Origin of the sequence: Lysinibacillus sphaericus (assembly GCF_015844675.1) — a bacterium.
Taxonomy (GTDB): Bacteria; Bacillota; Bacilli; order Bacillales_A; family Planococcaceae; genus Lysinibacillus; species Lysinibacillus sphaericus_E.
Genome location: NZ_LDGC01000075.1, coordinates 41,163 through 57,130 on the forward strand (window position 1 = coordinate 41,163; position 15,968 = coordinate 57,130).

Genomic DNA, 15,968 nt, shown 5'->3' on the forward strand with positions numbered 1-15,968 from the left:
TTATGTTTTTATCGGACGAAATACACTTAAATTCAAACATTTTTTCATTTTTTTGATTTTCTCGACATAATTCGAGCTCTCCACGCCTTTATCCACTAAACAAAGAACCCTATGAATCATTCTTTCTGTATGATTCATAGGGGTTATTTGTTAGTATTTAAATGCCTGAATGGATTCTTGTAAGTCAATCGCCATTTTTGACAAATGTGTAGAGGCAGCCGCTACTTCTTCCATCGCCGCATTTTGTTCCTCAGAGGATGCTGCAACACTTTGAACATTGCTGCTCGATTTCATGGATACTTCGCTAATGTAGTCAATTTCTTTTACAAGTTTTTCAATATCTTGATGGATTATTCGAATAGCCGCTGTAACGGATTCGGTCTGAGCTTGTACATCATTAATGGCATCGTCAATTTGAATGAAATTATCTCTTGCCACATTTACTTTTTCACGACCAACCTTTACTGAATCATTACTACTGATCATATCTTCCTCGATAATTCTTGTATCTTCAGTAATTTGCAAAACAACCTTTTCAATATCTACTGCTGCTAGATTCGATTCATCTGCTAGCTTTCGTACCTCTTCTGCCACTACAGCAAAGCCCTTACCATGCTCACCACTGCGCGCCGCTTCTATAGAGGCGTTAATCGCCAATAGATTTGTTTGGGTAGCAATATTTTTAATAACATTGACTGCCGAGACGATTGCTGCTGTATTTTCATCTAAGTCTTTAACACGTGTACTTAGCTCTTCTGTATTATTCGCAATATCATTCATTTGCTCAATGACATTACGAACAGAGGAACGACCTATGCTAGCCATATTTTTAGTTTCTACTGTTGCATTGTTTACATGATCAATATTTGTTGATATATCATCCATCTTTTTCAAAATATGCGAGGATAAGTTTCGTACATCACCTGTCAATGTATCCTGTTCTTCAATACCGTGTGCAATATCTTGAATCGATTCTGAGACAACTTCTGTTGCCTGTGTCACTTCCATACTACTCGCTGTGAGCTGTTCGGATGTTGCTGCTACCTGTTCAGCCGAATTACCAACTTGCTTCATCGTATGTTGAAGCTTTTCTGACATCGAATTGAATGAAGCTGCCAGTTGGGCAAACTCATCTTTTGTTTTAAATTGCAGATGGGTTTGTAGATTGCCAGTTGAGAATTTGTCCATTTCTACTACTGTTTGCTGAATATTTTTTGCTACTCTTCGCCCAAAAATCGTCGCAATAATAATGCTTATAAGTAAGGAGACTATTGCTAGTATAGCAATCTCTTTGCCACTTCTGTCGCCCTTTTGCTTAGTAGCCTCTATACGTGCCTGCATTTCGTTCTGCTGAGTAGTTGCCATCATTTTCCCAAACTCAACAAGCTTTAGCGAGCCTTTCCCTAAAACCGGTAATGCCAACTGCTGAGCTTGCTGTTTTTCACCACTTTGAAAAAGCGGTACAATTTGTTCATCTATAGGCTTTTCCCATGCTTCTAATTGCTTTAAAAACTGTTCAAAGTCTGTATTTTTATGTTCGAGTTCTTCAATACGTTGAATAGATTTATGTAATGTTCTTCGTATTTCCTGATGATTGTTGAGCATATCTTCTTTACCATATAACATATAACCGCGAATGGCAGCATTTGCACGAACTGTTTGAAAGGAAATATCATTATACAAATTCATTAGTTCCGTATTTTTTTCGATTTCCGTAAGTGTTTGTTTATTATCATTTAAAAAGTATATGGCAATACTAGTAATAAGTAATAGAAATACTAACACTATACCAAAAGCAAATTGCAGTTTTCGTTCTACCGTTGATTTCATTCGACTCCCTCAATTCTACTATTAACATTAATTCCCTTGAGTATAGCCTAATCATATCTTTTATCCCATAAGAAGTGCGTCTTTTCTCATAAACCAACTCTAAATTTTTACAAAATTTAAACACATCTCCAAATGTCTTGACTTCTGTAAATTTAATATAGCGTAGTGCAAACATAGCGGTAGCAATTATACTACGAACGGGCTTTCACATTGCGGGTTCTCGTTGTTCGTTGGAATCATTACCATATTTAGATTAAAATGTTAACAACTAAAATAAAGGGGGATAGTAGAAAATGAGTAAACCAGATTTATACGTTAGTTTAGTAGTAGGCTCTGAGTGTGATATCGAATCGCTTGCATTACGCTCAGTACTTGAGTCATTTGGTGTACGAGTAACTCTTCATTTAATTGGAAGACCAAATGATTTCATTGATGTTTTGTCAGGGGAAGATTTAGACGATCGAATAGATTATTTAATTTTAAACTTCCATGGGGAAGAGGGACGTTTTTGCATGCCAGAGCTAGGTGAGGATATTTATGAGTTTAATGAACCAAGGGGTAAATTTTTCGGTCCACAAGAGATCTTAAATTACTGTACATTAAAAGATGTGAAAGTTATTGCCTCTGGCTGTACTTTAGGTGAAAAGCAGCTAGCTACTGCATTTTTTAAAAGCGGTTGCCACTCCTATTTGGCCCCGGATGATTACATAGATGGTAGTGCCAATTTAATGTTTCTCATAAGATTTATGTATGAAATCATTGCTAATGAGTGCACACAGCAAGAAGCCTTTGAAATCGCAAAATCTATTGACGATGAGACTTCGATGTATCAGCTTTATTTTGCATATAGGCAAGGAAGCAAAAAATCGTAGCTTATGCTACGATTTTTTATTATTGTTGATGATTTTTTAACATTGATTCTGTAAAAGCCTGAGATTGTCCCTTTGGAATACTTAATGTTTGCCACTCAGAACCCTTTACTTGCTTAGCAATGTAAACGATTTGACCGACATGCTGTGAATAATGGACCATTTGTCTTTCAATCGCATCTATCACGGAATGCCGTTCTCCCCTTATCGTTACAAACCCTTGTAAATCAGCTTCCGTTAATCCTTGTAAAACATCTAAAAATACTCGCCAGCCCTTTTCCCATACGCTCATAACCTCTTCTTTTGTCTGAAGGCTATCCGTAAATTCATCATCACGATTTCTCGTTGCTTTCTCACCATCTGTCGTTAGAAAGTCAGTCCATCTCGATATCATATTTCCGCTAACGTGTTTTACTATAACGGCAATGCTATTGGATTCTTAGTTAAAAGCCCAATGCAGTTGTTCGTTATCTAATTGTGAGAGTGTTTGATCACCTTGCTCTTTGACACTTCTAAATCTTTTTTGGACAACAGTTAAATACGTTTGCGCTACCGTCATTGTTGAAACCTCCATCCTCATTTCTATTATTTTAATATAGACTGAATGAGATATGCCAAGTTGTTGCCAAGAATAAAGCAATACTTACTCTGGGGGTCTTCATTACCACTGATTGCTAGCCTTCACCAATCGAGCTTTTACAGGCAGTTTTTCTTCCACCTTACTTCTTTGCATTCGCTGAATTTACGTGGGGGATAAATTCCCTTGCAAGAGCAACCATTTTTTCTTGTGCTTCCTGTTGATCACCATTTAATTGATAGCCTATTTGATATATATAACCATTATAATACGTAAAAAACTCATTGGCTCTTGTACTCATTTGATAAATGCGCTTGCCTGCCGCATCATAATTATAGTATATATACGCGAAACCTTTATCTGGTGTCATCGCACGAAAATATAAAGGATTCATGAAATTCAAACCTATATTCGTGATTTCTTCTGAAAAGTCCTGATTATCCGTAAATTTATAGTATACTAAAGGATTATGATCCACATTGGATACCGTAAAATTAATATATTGACGATCCACTCCAGTGTGAGACTTTTCTTTATAACTAAATTGAAATTGCTTTTGCAAGCTACCGTCTTGCATCTCGGATGTTACCGCATAGACCTCCTCTATATTTGATTTAAATGGAAGATTATCAGGGTCTATTAGATGGACAGCATCCCCCATAGTAGCCGCTACTGCTTGCATAGCCTCGAAACCTTGAAGCGGTGCATAAAATTTGATATTTTCGCGGTGATGTAATTGATCTGCTATTTGAAAATACTGACTAAACGTCGTCTCTGTTCCTTCTACTTCTGTTTGAAATAAATCGGTGAATGATTGTTTTTCTTCTTCATGAAGTATTTCTGTCGTTAAATGGTCGATCGGTTTTGAAGCTTGCCATGCAATAAATAGTAAGATAGAGCATGTCATCATGACGGCCAGTGCACGATACGGCCAAAGTTGTTTTGTTGGGTACGAATCTTGCTGAATTTGTTGTTGAACCTTTTGAATGATTGCTTCTTTATGTGCTGAGACATCCTTCAATACATGCATTGTATGCTTATCCATGGAGAAGCACCTCCCATTCAATATCATGAAGATCAATTTTTAATAATTCCTTCCCTTTTTTCAAACGTGATTTAACTGTACCTTCAGGGATTTCAAGTAGCTTAGCAATTTCTTTTATCGTCATATCCTCTAAATAAAAATATACAATAGGTTCCCGTAGCTTTAATGGTAATTTCAAAATGGCTTCATCTAAAATTGTTTGTTCATCCTGTTGAATAAGCGTATCTTGTAAAACGGATTTTTGCTTTGAGAAAAGCTTATGTTGAACTGAAATTTTCCGATATGCCCAACTCTTTAAATAATCCTTACATTTATTAATGGTCATGCGTGCTAAGTACGCCCTCATCTCTCCTCTTTCTTCATAATATTTTTGATGATGATAAAATTTAATAAACACATCTTGAATGATATCCTCTGCTATTTGTAGATCTTTCGTATAGTAGTATGCGATACGAAATAAATGCGCTGTATGTAGTTCCATTAGTTGCTCTAAATATTCTGTATCAGTCAAAATCTTCCCCTCCTTCTACACTATAAACGAGGCTACAGGTATAAAAGATTAAATTTAAACCGAAAAAAACCGTCTCTTCATTAAATGAGACGGTTTCCTTCGATCCATTATAAATTTTCATCAATATATGTTTCTATATCTGATGCAATCGTGTCAATAGGGACATCCTCTGGATTCTCTGCAAACCCTGAAAACATTTTTACGATTACGCCATCTTTATCAACTAAGAAAAATTGATTCCCATGGACGACTTGGTCGCTGTTAGGATCATTTCTGACGATTATTTTTGTTGATTTTACAGCGAACTGCTCGATATACTTTTGTGAATAACCAGTAAGGAGATTCCATTTTGATTGATCTGGAACATTATATTTTTTCAAATAATCAGCTAATACTTCTGGTTTATCAACGTCAGGGTCAACTGAAAACGCAACAATATTATAATCTTCCACACCTTTTTTCTTCAGCTTCTCTTGAACTTGCGTCATATTAAAAGACATTGGTGGACAAATTGAAGTACAATTCGTGAAAATATACATACCTATCCAAGGTTTCCCTTTTAAACTCTCTAAAGAAACTTTTTCTCCGCGTTGATTGACATGTTCAAAATCTGGTAATTCCAAACTATAATCTGCTTTAAACTTTGAATTTCCACAAGCACTCAGCACAGTTGCTAATGCAAAAAGCAAAACAAGCCGAATGATTTTATTTCTCATCTTTAACACGCTCCCCACTTACACTATCCTCATCCTATCGTACGATGTAACTATTGACAAGGACACTCAAGTGACAGCTTTCGTACATCTTTGTGAAATCGATTTCACTTTAACGAAACAAGCGCATCATGAATGGCATCTAATTTCACTTCTACTCGGCGCAGTAAATAAAACGACACTAAAATAGGAAAACCGATATCCGATATCATGTTTAACCATTGTTCCATGTTAGTCCCTCCTTCGCTCCTAGATGAATAAGACTAATATTGCTGAAAATGGTCCTTGCAGTACATGCTGCAAAGACCATTTCTTAGTTATTCGATTTCTAAATCAAATTCTGTTACTTGACGATCAACGATGCGAGCCCCAGTCATTGTAACCAGAGCGCCGGCTTGTCCTTCAAAAACATTTTTAGCGATGATCGTTTGCATAACCTTTTGAATTTCTTCCGCTGTAACCTTTGGCTTCGGTGCATCAATCGCAAATGTTGCCGTTTTCCCTGCTGCTGTTTCAAATTGCAACTCTAAAACTTGTGTCATAGCGTTCCCTCCTTAGGATAAATCTGTTGTTTCTTGTTTTACAATGCTGTCTAGTGCGTGAGAAGATAGACTTGCAATGGCTTTTGCAACAGCTACTAAATCGTCTGCCGTATGCGAACTGTTCAAATTGCGGTACGTTTTTGTTGTGAACATAGGCTCGTTTTGGGCATCGTGTCCATCGACATACTTTAAACGCAGTGTAGCACCTACGAAATTGACTTTTACCATGGAGGTCACCTCCTTTCTTTCACAATATATACAGGCTTATTGCTAAAAAAGGGACATTTAGGATGAATTTTTTCATGTAAGCTTTTATAATAGAGTGAGAGAAGGCAAAGAGGTGAACGATTTGTTAAGTGGTTGGTTTTTATGGTTTATCTTATTTTGGGTAGTTGTACTTATTTCCTTTATGGCGATTGGCGGATTTTTCATGTTCCGCAAATTTTTAAAAGCATTACCGAAGCAGGACGGTAAATCTGATTTAGATTGGCAAGAGTATTATTTAGATAAAACCATTCATTTATGGGGACAACCTGAAAAAGAGCTTTTATATGAACTTGTAAGCCCTGTACCTGAGCTATTTAGACAAGTAGCAAAGGAAAAAATCGCAGGAAAAATTGGAGAACTTGCAATTGAAGAGAAGGCATCTGCTATTAACCATGATTTAATTATACGTGGCTATATTCAAGCAACGCCTAAGCGCGACCATAAATTTTTACGTAAGAAATTAGATGAAATGCAAATTGACATTTCTCCATATGAACATCTATTTGATTGATGTTACGCTGCACAGAATTGTTGTGCAGCGTTTTTACTTCCTTTCTTTCCGTCATTTGGACGACTCTTTCCGTCGGTTCGGCAATTCAATCCGTCGCTCTGCTTTCTATCCTTCACTTTGACTCTTTCTTCCGTCGCTTTTGCCTTTCTTTCCGTCGCTCTGACGACTCTTTCCGTCACTTCGGCATTTCTTTCCGTCGTTCTGTTTTCTATTCGTCACCTTAGCTCTTTTATCCGCCACTCTCGCCTTTCTTTCCATCGCTCGGACGACTCTTTCCATCACTTTGACGATTCTATCCATAGCTTTCGCCTTTCTCCATCACTTGAAGATTCTATCCGTCGCTTTTGCCTTTCTTTCCGTCACTCCGGCAATTCGATTCGTCGCTCGAACTACTCTATCCTTCTTATCCATCAGCCAAAATGCATAAAAAAAACTACACTAGATAAAATCTCTAGTGTAGTTCTTTCATTAATAATTCTTCAGCGGAATTGTTTTTTTGATTTTTATAAACTGGATAAGCATTGCGATTCGCCAAGGGAGTAACATCGCGAACGCTAGAATCCAAAACATTCCTGCTAATTCACCAACGTCAATGGAGTTACTTAATATTACTTTTGCAACTATACGGAACACTAACAGCCCGATTAGTATAAAAACGAATGCCTTTGAACGTTTTAAATATATATCTTGGCCTTTTACTTCAAATTTAGAAGTGGCAATTAAGATTGTCGAGAATACCATGCCGACTGCTACCGCTTCAAGAATTTGCATGGGTGGCACTCGAAATTGTTCGAATAAAAACATTAACGCACCTGTAGACATCGCTATAGGTGGAATGATAATTTTCTTCTCATTTGTCGGTTTCTTAGACGCTCGCATACGTATAACCATGACAAAGGTACCCATAAAAATGGCCATTATGGTCGAACCTATTACATAATAGTGAGAAGGGATATTGCTAAACATAAAAAATCCTCCTCTAATGACATTAACAATTTTGTCCAAGTAATTGATCAACTACAGCTTTTAATCTTTCTGGCTCGAAAGGCTTTGTCATAAAATCCTTTGCTCCACTTTCAATTGCTTCCACAATTAACTTTTGTTGCCCTAAAGCTGTAATCATAATTATTTTTGCATCTGGAAATTCAGGGATGATTTCTTTTACCGCTGCAATACCTGTCATAACGGGCATTGTTACATCCATCGTTACAAGATCTGGTTGTAACTCACGATACATAGCCACAGCTTCCTTGCCATTTGCCGCCTTACCGACTACCTCATAACCCCATTCAGTAAACATATTACTTATTGCAACACGCATAAAGAGCGTATCATCCACTACTAAAACTGTAGGCACATGTTCATCTCCCTCCACGTTAAGGTATGGTATGCCACTTTAGTTTAGCAGATTAGAAGCCTGTAAATCCACCGAAAATAGGCTCTAAAATGCGTGTTATATACGTTAATCCATCAAAGAATAACACGATACCAACGGCAATCATAATATAGCCACCGATTTTCACAATTTTTTGGCTGTGTGTACGAATCCAAGTCATCCGCGCTATAAAGAAAGATAACAAGAAGAATGGAATCGCAAAGCCTAAGAAATAAGCTAACATATAGCTAAAACCTGAGCTTGGATTTGCACCAGCTAATGCAATAATCGATGCTAAAATTGGGCCAGTACACGGCGTCCACCCAGCCGCAAAGGCTATTCCGATAAATACTGATCCCAAATAGCCAGATGGGCGGTTTTTAAATTGGAATTTTCGATCCTTCATTAAAAAGTCAATTTGTAGTAATCCCACAATCATTAAACCAAATACTACGATTAAGATAGCACCAACCTGACGTAATAATGTTTGATAATTAAGGAAGAACTCCGCCGCTAACGATGTCCCTAGCCCAATTATAATAAAGATAATTGAAAATCCTAGTAAAAAGAAGAGGGTGTGCAAAATAGCACGTTTTTGCATCATACCTCGTTCCGCTTTTAGCTCATCTAATGTCATCCCCGTTATGTATGATAAAAATGCGGGATATAACGGTAGAGTACATGGTGAAATAAAGCTTAAAAAACCTGCACCTAAAGCTAAAAATAAGTTAATATCAGTTTCCATATTTTCTCACTCGCTCCTTACAGTTACTGCCTCCATCGTACCAAAAAACACTGTAAATTGCGCCCTTCCTGTTTGTGAACGTTTCATGGCAAAAAGGTGTTGAAAAGGTGAAGTTCTATTATACTAGTATACAAATTTATTATTCGAACTTTATTACATCAACGTGATATAGTTCATATACTTTTGCATTATGCGCTCTCCTTATATTATCTGTCAACAAAATTTATCATTTTTCTGCATTCCAAGTTATTGCATTCTACGCCTATTCAAAAGGCACTAGTACAGAGCTTTCATGCAGGTGCACAGCTTTTATTGCAGACTGTACAATATCTTTACTGTTACATAGTGAGAAAATTTCTTTTCTTCATGTATAATAAAAATAATAGAGCCATTGATAGAAATAAATGAGGTGTAGTCCTTGGAATTAAGAAAAATTAAACCGAAAAAAATATATGAGGAAGTATCCGAAATCCTCTATGAAAAAATTAGAGCTGGCGAACTAAAGCCTGGTGACCGACTTGATTCAGTAGAACAACTTGCAGAACAATTACAAGTAAGTAGATCTGCCATCCGAGAAGCTCTTTCCGCTTTAAAAGCAATGGGGCTTATTGAAATTAAACAAGGCTCAGGTACTTTTGTTAAAAGTAATCAATCCAATCGACTCGATTTCCCCTTATCAACTGCCATTTTAACAAATAAGAAAGATATCTCACATTTGTTAGAAGTACGCAAAATTATTGAAGTAGGCACAGCGGCTAGCGCAGCCATTCATCGAACAGAGGAAGACCTACAGTCAATGATGCAAATTTTAGATGAAATGAAACATGGACAAGGAAATGGTGAGCTAGGTGAAAAAGCAGATTTTCGATTTCACGCGGCCATTTCTGCAGCATCCCAAAATCCCCTACTTGCAACTTTATTAGATCAAGTTTCATGTTTAATGATTGAAACGATGAAAGAGACACGACGAATTTGGTTGTACTCAAAAAAAATAACAAGTGAAAAGTTATATGATGAACATATGCAAATTTTCCTCGCAATAAAACAGCAAAATGAAGAACTTGCAAAACATGCTATGGCTTCACATTTAAGTAATGTGGAAGAAGTTTTACTGCAATATTTTGAAACAACAGAAACTAAAAAATAACAGAAGCTGCCTAGTTTTTATAATAGGCAGTTCTTTATTTTTCCGAAAATTTAAAATAAACACCTTTCATTCATCTGAAAAGTTGTAGTATTATAAAAACAACACATTAAGTCATCAGATGACCTGCTGATTAGTTGTTCAAAGGGTAAGAGAGACATAAAGGAGCGATTAATATGAAAGTTACACTTTTTGCGACTTGTTTAGTTGATATGTTTCAAGGTGAAGTAGGAAAAGCTGTTGTCGAAGTTCTGGAAAGGCTTGGCTGTGATCTAGACTTCCCTGAAAATCAAATTTGCTGTGGGCAGCCTGCCTATAATAGCGGCTATGTAAAAGAATCTAAAAATGCTATGAGAAAAATGATCACAGCATTTGAACATGCCGAATACGTCGTCTCCCCTTCTGGTTCTTGTGCTTATATGTTTAAGGAATACCCAGAAGTGTTTAAGGGGGATCCTGTTTGGGAACCAAAAGCGCAAGCATTGGCAAATAAAACATATGAATTTACAGAGTTTATAGTAGATGTATTAAAGGTCGAGGATGTAGGCGCACAATTAAAGGGCAAGGCTACTTATCATACTTCCTGTCATATGACACGTTTGCTCGGTGTTACAGAAGCACCGTTTAAATTATTAAATCGTGTGAAAGGTTTACAGTATGTCGAACTCCCAGGTAAAGATCGATGCTGTGGATTTGGCGGTACATTTTCAGTAAAAATGGGCAATATTTCAGGAGCAATGGTCAATGAGAAAGTACAGAATGTTGAAGAAACAGAGGCAGATATTTTAATCGGTGCTGATGCTGGTTGTTTAATCAATATAGGTGGTCGAATTAATCGACAAGGTAAGCCCATTAAAGTTATGCATATTGCGGAAGTATTGAATTGCCGCTAGGAGGGGGTAAAAGAAATGTCCATGAAAACAAGTGATGATCGCTTTAATCATCGAGTATCGAAAGAATTAGAAAATACTTTTATGCGTGGAGCAGTGTCAAGCGCACAGGAACGCTTTCAAACACGTCGGCTAAAACAAGCTGATGAGCTCGGACATTGGGAGGAATGGCGCTCTCACGGAGAAGAAATTCGAAAGCATGTACTTGCGAATTTGGATTACTACTTGTATCAACTAAGTGAAAATGTCTCAAAAAGAGGTGGACATGTTTACTTTGCGCAAACAGCAAAAGAAGCGACGAACTATATTCAAAGTATCGCTAAAAAGAACAAAGCTGCTAAGATTGTGAAATCAAAATCTATGGTGACGGAGGAAATTGATTTAAACGCCGCTTTAGAAGAGCTCGGATGTGAGGTCATTGAGACAGATCTTGGAGAATACATTTTGCAAGTAGATGATCACGAGCCACCCTCTCACATCGTTGCCCCAGCTTTGCATAAAAATAAGGAACAAATCCGTGATATTTTCAAAGAAAAACAAGGCTATGCGAAAAGTGAAAAGCCTGAGGAAATAGCTTTATATGTACGTGAAAAATTAAGGAATGAATATTTAACAGCAGATATAGGCATTACAGGCTGTAACTTTGCTATTGCAGAGAGCGGATCGATTACACTCGTGACGAATGAAGGGAATGCAGATTTAGTGACAGCTTTGCCCAAAACGCAAATTACAGTAATGGGGATGGAGAGAATTGTTCCTACGTTTGAAGAGATGGAAGTGCTAGTAAGCTTATTAACAAGAAGTGCAGTTGGGCAAAAGTTAACAAGCTATATTACAACATTAACAGGGATCAAAGATGAAGGTGATACAGATGGACCAGAGGAATTCCATTTAGTCATCGTTGATAATGGGCGTTCTAACATTTTAGGCAGTGAGTTCCAGCCTATTTTACAATGTATTCGCTGTGCAGCCTGTGTGAATGCTTGTCCTGTTTATCGTCATGTTGGTGGGCATTCTTATGGTTCTATCTATTCTGGGCCAGTAGGTGTCGTTCTTTCGCCATTATTAGGTGGCTATGAAGATTTTAAAGAGTTACCATATGCATCCACATTATGTGGGGCCTGCACTGATGCTTGTCCTGTTAAAATACCGTTACATCAGCTTATTCATAGACATCGACAAGTAATTGTTGAAAACGAAGGTAAAGCGCCTGTATCAGAAAAGCTATTAATGAAGGCCTTTGGTTTAGGTGCTTCCTCCCCTACCTTATATAAAATGGCGACAAAAATGGCTTCACCAGCAATGGCACCTTTTACTAAAGATCAAAAAATCTCAAATGGTCCAGGCCCACTAAAAGCATGGACGGAAGCAAGGGATTTTCCAGCACCAAATAAAGATAATTTCCGTGACTGGTTTAAACACCGCCAAAAAGGAGGCGATGAATGATGGCAGGTACTATTGAAAATAGAGATGTATTTGTATCAAAAATTGCAAACCAGCTTGGACGTGTGCCAAAAATAGAAATGGAGCGACCGACATGGCAATATCAACCTCAAGATCGTGTCCTAAAAGAAGCGACAAAAGATGAGTTAGTTGAGGTTTTAGTTGAACAATGCAAAAATATTCATACGGATATTGTCCTTACAAATACAGCAAATCTTCCAGTAGACTTACAAAAAGTAGTTGAAAATTATGGAGGTCAATCTGTTATAACATGGAAAGACACGCGTTTTCAGAGCTTTGGCCTATCATCACTAATGACCGAGCAATGGCCTCAAGCAAACATTCAGCTGTACGAATGGGATTCGGAGCAACCAAAGGAAAATATTCGACAGGCTGAAAAAGCTACTATCGGCATTACGATTAGTGAAATAACATTAGCAGAATCAGGGACTGCTGTACTTTTTAGTAGTAAGGATAAAGGTAGATCTGTCAGCTTTTTACCCGAGAACTCTATTATTTTAATTCCGAAAAGTACGATTGTTCCACGGATGACGCAAGCAGCCCGCCTAATTAGTGAAAAAGTCAGAACTGGCGAGCAAATTGCCTCCTGTATTAACTTTATAACAGGACCAAGTAATTCAGCAGATATCGAAATGATTCTTATTGTTGGTGTACATGGACCCATGAAAGCTACTTATATTGTGATTGAGGATCAGTAAATCTTGTTGAATAAAGAAAACCAGGCATACTTCACATTTTGAAGAGATGCCTGGTTTTATTATCTAATGGTATATGCAAAGCGATACATTAATTTGTTACGCTTTTAGTTACTACTTTTTGTTCATAAAACTCTGGATGTGCTTCTTTTAAGACAGATGTTCGTAGCATAACTAATGATATCGTTACGATAATTATACTTGTGACCAGTAAAATAACCGTTGCTGGGAATGTATCGTATAAGATGCCGTAAACAACCATACCGATTGGCATCATTGACATTGCCATTGTTTCCATTAATCCTAATACACGTCCGCGGTATTCTTCCGAAATTAGCTTTTGCATATAAACCATAATCGGCATGTTTATTCCCATCTCAAAAATAGCGAAAATAAAGTAGATGACAATATAAAAGATAACCATCGTTAAATACGATAAATTCGTTATTAATGGAACAATCGCCAACCCTAAACTGCTAGCCAACAGTATTAGGCTGAATTTAGCAAAACGCAGTGGCGCCTTTACCTCTGCACGTGTTGCGAAATAGACGGAAGCAACAAGCATACCAACTGCACCTGAGGCCTCTACAAAACCAAAATGAATTGCTTTTACTTTTAATAATTCAATAATAATGTAAGTCCCCCCTACAACGATGGCAGAGAAAAACAAATTAATCCATAACGAAACCCACATAATGGTTTTTATTACTCTTCGTTGCTTAATATAACGAAAGCCACTAGTAAGTCCAGCCCACATCTTTTCCTTATCTGCCATTTTTACTCTTGTACTATAAAGAGTAAAATTCATTGTGGCTTCTAGGCAAAACGTAATCACATAGGCCACCATATGTACAAGTAAAAATGCTTCCATGGAGAAAAATCCATACATCATTCCACCGATTACTGGTCCTCCAATCATTGCGATGGACACTGACATTTGATTAAATGACATTGCTTTTTGTAGGCGTTCTGGATCTACTAGTGTTGCGATTGAGGAAGAAAATGTTACACCCGAAAAGGCAGCGCATATTGTATTTAAAACTGTTGCAATATAAATAGCATACACCGATAAGCCGACCATTTCTGTATAAAGTAGTAACCCAACAACGGTCAATATTGTACCTGCCTGCGCTACTAAAATTATGCGTTTCTTAGAATAATTATCAGCTACATAACCAGCAAGAGGCGCCACCAATGCACGAGGTAAAATGGAACAGATCATTGTTGTCGCAAAACTCATCGCTGACCCTGTCAGTGCCAAAATATATAAACCTATCCCAAATGATAAAACATGAGACCCTAATTGCGAGATCATCTTACTGGCTGTAAATGTCCATAAATGATATGTCGCCTTCTTATATTTTTGCGCTTCATTCATAAAAAAACCCCTCCAAATTTTTAATCAATTTAAAAAGTTTAATGTAATTAAACAAAATATAACACACCTCCCCCTTTTCAATCAAGAAAAAGTTTAATATAATTAAACAAAGTGATATTATTCACTTTTAATGAAAAGGAGGCGAGGCAGTGAACTCATTAGGCACGCGAATTCGTAAATTAAGGAAAGAACAAAAGTTAACATTAGAGGCACTTGCCGGTGATCGTCTAACAAAAGGAATGTTAAGCCAAATTGAAAATGATAAGGCCAAGCCTTCGATGGAAAGTCTAGATTATATAGCGGAACGTTTAGGCGTCAAAGCAAGTGAATTGCTTGAACAAGTAACCCCCTCTTCCATACGTCAGCTTTTAGAGCAAGTAGAAATTTTATTTGCTGAATTAAAACTCGGTAATACAGATCATGTACAGCAAATCGTAGAGATGATTAAGCCTTATATAGAAGATCTTTCGCTTAGTTATGAGGCAGGGCGTTTACTGTATATATATGCAGCAGCACAACATCATGCGAGATTAACGACATGGGAGTCACCGCTTCAACAGGCACGCATTATGTTTAAAGAAATTAATTTACTAAGTCATTGGTTTGAAACTTATATTTTAGAGTTGGGCATATTATCGGAAGAAAGAAACTACAAAAAGGCTTATTCTTGTATTTTGCAGGCGAAAGAAGAGGCTGAGCAGGAAAATTACCAATTAGATTCGCGAGATACTGTGAAAATGGCTTATTATATTAGTGTTCTTCAAGTAGCGATTGGCGAACTTGAAGCAGGTAGACAGCTCATTAATGAAACCATTACCAATGCACATAAAAATCAATTTTACTCTTATATAGATGATATGTATCGAATTGGGGCGTTTTGTGCCATGATTGACTATGATTTCGAGCAAGTAGAGCATATGTTGAAGAAGCTTGAGCAGTATCGGATTTTTGTAGAACAAGTGGATGTCGACGCTTTTATCTTCGGCTTACGTGCGCATTACTATAACAGCTACACTCTCGATTATAAGCAGGCATTAGAGGAAATAGAACGTTTTGGAACGCTTGTGCATGAGGACTCGATAAAATTAGATAAAAATTTTTACTATTCAGAAAAAGGGAAATCCTTGTATTTGCTGGGTCAATATGAAGAAGCTAAGGAAGCATTTGAACATTTTACAAACATTCCCCCATTCATCTTACACCCATTTGACATATTAAGCTTAAATGAATGCTTTTCCTATAAAGCGCTTTGCTATGCACATTTCGGTGAGTTAACAACTGCCTACGAAATTGCAAAAATGGCCTATACGGATTCTCAAGATTTAATCGATCTACCTTATAAGCAAAAAATTGAAGAAACTTATTATTCAATTAAAGCACAAATAAATTCGCTTCAATGAATATTTAGGGAT

At 37.0% G+C, this 15,968-nt stretch carries 18 protein-coding genes and 1 pseudogene; 7 read left to right on the forward strand and 12 right to left on the reverse strand.

Going from position 1 to position 15,968, the window contains the following annotated elements:
- Positions 1-150: 150 nt before the first annotated feature.
- The gene (locus ABE34_RS19180) at positions 151-1,830 is read right to left on the reverse strand and encodes a methyl-accepting chemotaxis protein (protein ID WP_197144053.1); all 1,680 of its coding nucleotides are present in this window, start codon (positions 1,828-1,830) and stop codon (positions 151-153) included.
- Between the two features lie 293 nt (positions 1,831-2,123).
- Here ABE34_RS19180 and ABE34_RS19185 point away from each other — a divergent pair, with 293 nt between their 5' ends.
- Complete coding sequence (locus ABE34_RS19185; RefSeq protein ID WP_197144054.1) at positions 2,124-2,702, forward strand: delta-aminolevulinic acid dehydratase; 579 nt, start codon at positions 2,124-2,126, stop codon at positions 2,700-2,702.
- Between the two features lie 19 nt (positions 2,703-2,721).
- Here the strand turns inward: ABE34_RS19185 and ABE34_RS19190 are convergent.
- The 7 genes and pseudogenes from ABE34_RS19190 to ABE34_RS19220 all read right to left on the reverse strand — a co-directional run bounded on the left by ABE34_RS19190 (position 2,722) and on the right by ABE34_RS19220 (position 6,315).
- A pseudogene (locus ABE34_RS19190) lies at positions 2,722-3,258 on the reverse strand (DUF1572 family protein).
- 160 nt (positions 3,259-3,418) lie between these two features.
- Complete coding sequence (locus tag ABE34_RS19195) at positions 3,419-4,321, reverse strand: hypothetical protein (protein ID WP_197144055.1); 903 nt, start codon at positions 4,319-4,321, stop codon at positions 3,419-3,421.
- Positions 4,314-4,832: an RNA polymerase sigma factor gene (locus tag ABE34_RS19200; RefSeq protein ID WP_241747098.1), complete on the reverse strand. Its 519-nt coding sequence runs from the start codon at positions 4,830-4,832 to the stop codon at positions 4,314-4,316. Before ABE34_RS19200 ends, ABE34_RS19195 begins: the two co-directional genes overlap by 8 nt.
- 107 nt (positions 4,833-4,939) lie before the next feature.
- On the reverse strand, positions 4,940-5,548 hold the full coding sequence (locus ABE34_RS19205) for an SCO family protein (protein ID WP_197144056.1): 609 nt from the start codon (positions 5,546-5,548) through the stop codon (positions 4,940-4,942).
- A gap of 104 nt (positions 5,549-5,652) precedes the next feature.
- On the reverse strand, positions 5,653-5,775 hold the full coding sequence (locus tag ABE34_RS19210) for a YvrJ family protein (RefSeq protein ID WP_197144057.1): 123 nt from the start codon (positions 5,773-5,775) through the stop codon (positions 5,653-5,655).
- A gap of 87 nt (positions 5,776-5,862) precedes the next feature.
- Entirely contained in the window at positions 5,863-6,087 is a 225-nt protein-coding gene (locus ABE34_RS19215; protein ID WP_197144058.1) for a DUF2922 domain-containing protein, read from the reverse strand.
- Positions 6,088-6,099: 12 nt separating this feature from the next.
- Complete coding sequence (locus tag ABE34_RS19220) at positions 6,100-6,315, reverse strand: DUF1659 domain-containing protein (RefSeq protein ID WP_197144059.1); 216 nt, start codon at positions 6,313-6,315, stop codon at positions 6,100-6,102.
- Positions 6,316-6,436: 121 nt separating this feature from the next.
- Here ABE34_RS19220 and ABE34_RS19225 point away from each other — a divergent pair, with 121 nt between their 5' ends.
- Positions 6,437-6,865: a DUF2621 domain-containing protein gene (locus ABE34_RS19225; protein ID WP_197144166.1), complete on the forward strand. Its 429-nt coding sequence runs from the start codon at positions 6,437-6,439 to the stop codon at positions 6,863-6,865.
- 468 nt (positions 6,866-7,333) lie between these two features.
- On the opposite strand, the gene ABE34_RS19230 is transcribed toward ABE34_RS19225, so the two are convergent.
- From ABE34_RS19230 to ABE34_RS19240, 3 genes are read right to left on the reverse strand one after another with little or no spacing between them, the layout of a single operon-like run.
- Complete coding sequence (locus ABE34_RS19230) at positions 7,334-7,831, reverse strand: CcdC family protein (protein ID WP_197144060.1); 498 nt, start codon at positions 7,829-7,831, stop codon at positions 7,334-7,336.
- A 22-nt stretch (positions 7,832-7,853) separates the two neighbouring features.
- Complete coding sequence (locus tag ABE34_RS19235) at positions 7,854-8,240, reverse strand: response regulator (RefSeq protein WP_079560127.1); 387 nt, start codon at positions 8,238-8,240, stop codon at positions 7,854-7,856.
- A gap of 34 nt (positions 8,241-8,274) precedes the next feature.
- A complete protein-coding gene (locus ABE34_RS19240; protein ID WP_197144061.1) occupies positions 8,275-8,985 on the reverse strand; it encodes a cytochrome c biogenesis CcdA family protein in 711 nt (236 codons plus the stop codon).
- Between the two features lie 418 nt (positions 8,986-9,403).
- Here ABE34_RS19240 and ABE34_RS19245 point away from each other — a divergent pair, with 418 nt between their 5' ends.
- The 4 genes from ABE34_RS19245 (at position 9,404) to ABE34_RS19260 (ending at position 13,181) form a co-directional block, all read left to right on the forward strand.
- Entirely contained in the window at positions 9,404-10,132 is a 729-nt protein-coding gene (locus ABE34_RS19245) for a FadR/GntR family transcriptional regulator (RefSeq protein WP_197144062.1), read from the forward strand.
- Between the two features lie 173 nt (positions 10,133-10,305).
- Complete coding sequence (locus ABE34_RS19250; protein ID WP_197144063.1) at positions 10,306-11,022, forward strand: (Fe-S)-binding protein; 717 nt, start codon at positions 10,306-10,308, stop codon at positions 11,020-11,022.
- Positions 11,023-11,037: 15 nt separating this feature from the next.
- Positions 11,038-12,465 carry a LutB/LldF family L-lactate oxidation iron-sulfur protein gene (locus tag ABE34_RS19255; protein ID WP_197144064.1) on the forward strand — a complete coding sequence of 476 codons (1,428 nt, stop codon included), beginning with the start codon at positions 11,038-11,040 and terminating at the stop codon, positions 12,463-12,465.
- Entirely contained in the window at positions 12,465-13,181 is a 717-nt protein-coding gene (locus ABE34_RS19260; protein WP_197144167.1) for a LutC/YkgG family protein, read from the forward strand. Before ABE34_RS19255 ends, ABE34_RS19260 begins: the two co-directional genes overlap by 1 nt.
- 88 nt (positions 13,182-13,269) lie before the next feature.
- Here ABE34_RS19260 and ABE34_RS19265 read toward each other — a convergent pair whose 3' ends face one another.
- Positions 13,270-14,556: an MFS transporter gene (locus tag ABE34_RS19265; protein ID WP_197144065.1), complete on the reverse strand. Its 1,287-nt coding sequence runs from the start codon at positions 14,554-14,556 to the stop codon at positions 13,270-13,272.
- A 149-nt stretch (positions 14,557-14,705) separates the two neighbouring features.
- Between ABE34_RS19265 and ABE34_RS19270 the strand changes: the two genes are divergently transcribed.
- Positions 14,706-15,956 (forward strand): helix-turn-helix domain-containing protein, encoded by a 1,251-nt coding sequence (locus ABE34_RS19270; RefSeq protein WP_197144066.1) that lies wholly within the window; start codon positions 14,706-14,708, stop codon positions 15,954-15,956.
- Positions 15,957-15,968: the final 12 nt, after the last annotated feature.

What these genes read in the sequence shown, in the direction of transcription:
- ABE34_RS19240 (WP_197144061.1), bottom strand. Translation starts at nt 8,985, where the DNA reads ATGGAAACTGATATTAACTTATTTTTAGCTTTAGGTGCAGGTTTTTTA.
- ABE34_RS19250 (WP_197144063.1), top strand. Translation starts at nt 10,306, where the DNA reads ATGAAAGTTACACTTTTTGCGACTTGTTTAGTTGATATGTTTCAAGGT.
- ABE34_RS19260 (WP_197144167.1), top strand. Translation starts at nt 12,465, where the DNA reads ATGGCAGGTACTATTGAAAATAGAGATGTATTTGTATCAAAAATTGCA.
- ABE34_RS19265 (WP_197144065.1), bottom strand. Translation starts at nt 14,556, where the DNA reads ATGAATGAAGCGCAAAAATATAAGAAGGCGACATATCATTTATGGACA.
- ABE34_RS19215 (WP_197144058.1), bottom strand. Translation starts at nt 6,087, where the DNA reads ATGACACAAGTTTTAGAGTTGCAATTTGAAACAGCAGCAGGGAAAACG.
- ABE34_RS19180 (WP_197144053.1), bottom strand. Translation starts at nt 1,830, where the DNA reads ATGAAATCAACGGTAGAACGAAAACTGCAATTTGCTTTTGGTATAGTG.
- ABE34_RS19205 (WP_197144056.1), bottom strand. Translation starts at nt 5,548, where the DNA reads ATGAGAAATAAAATCATTCGGCTTGTTTTGCTTTTTGCATTAGCAACT.
- ABE34_RS19255 (WP_197144064.1), top strand. Translation starts at nt 11,038, where the DNA reads ATGTCCATGAAAACAAGTGATGATCGCTTTAATCATCGAGTATCGAAA.
- ABE34_RS19185 (WP_197144054.1), top strand. Translation starts at nt 2,124, where the DNA reads ATGAGTAAACCAGATTTATACGTTAGTTTAGTAGTAGGCTCTGAGTGT.
- ABE34_RS19195 (WP_197144055.1), bottom strand. Translation starts at nt 4,321, where the DNA reads ATGGATAAGCATACAATGCATGTATTGAAGGATGTCTCAGCACATAAA.
- ABE34_RS19210 (WP_197144057.1), bottom strand. Translation starts at nt 5,775, where the DNA reads ATGGAACAATGGTTAAACATGATATCGGATATCGGTTTTCCTATTTTA.
- ABE34_RS19230 (WP_197144060.1), bottom strand. Translation starts at nt 7,831, where the DNA reads ATGTTTAGCAATATCCCTTCTCACTATTATGTAATAGGTTCGACCATA.
- ABE34_RS19220 (WP_197144059.1), bottom strand. Translation starts at nt 6,315, where the DNA reads ATGGTAAAAGTCAATTTCGTAGGTGCTACACTGCGTTTAAAGTATGTC.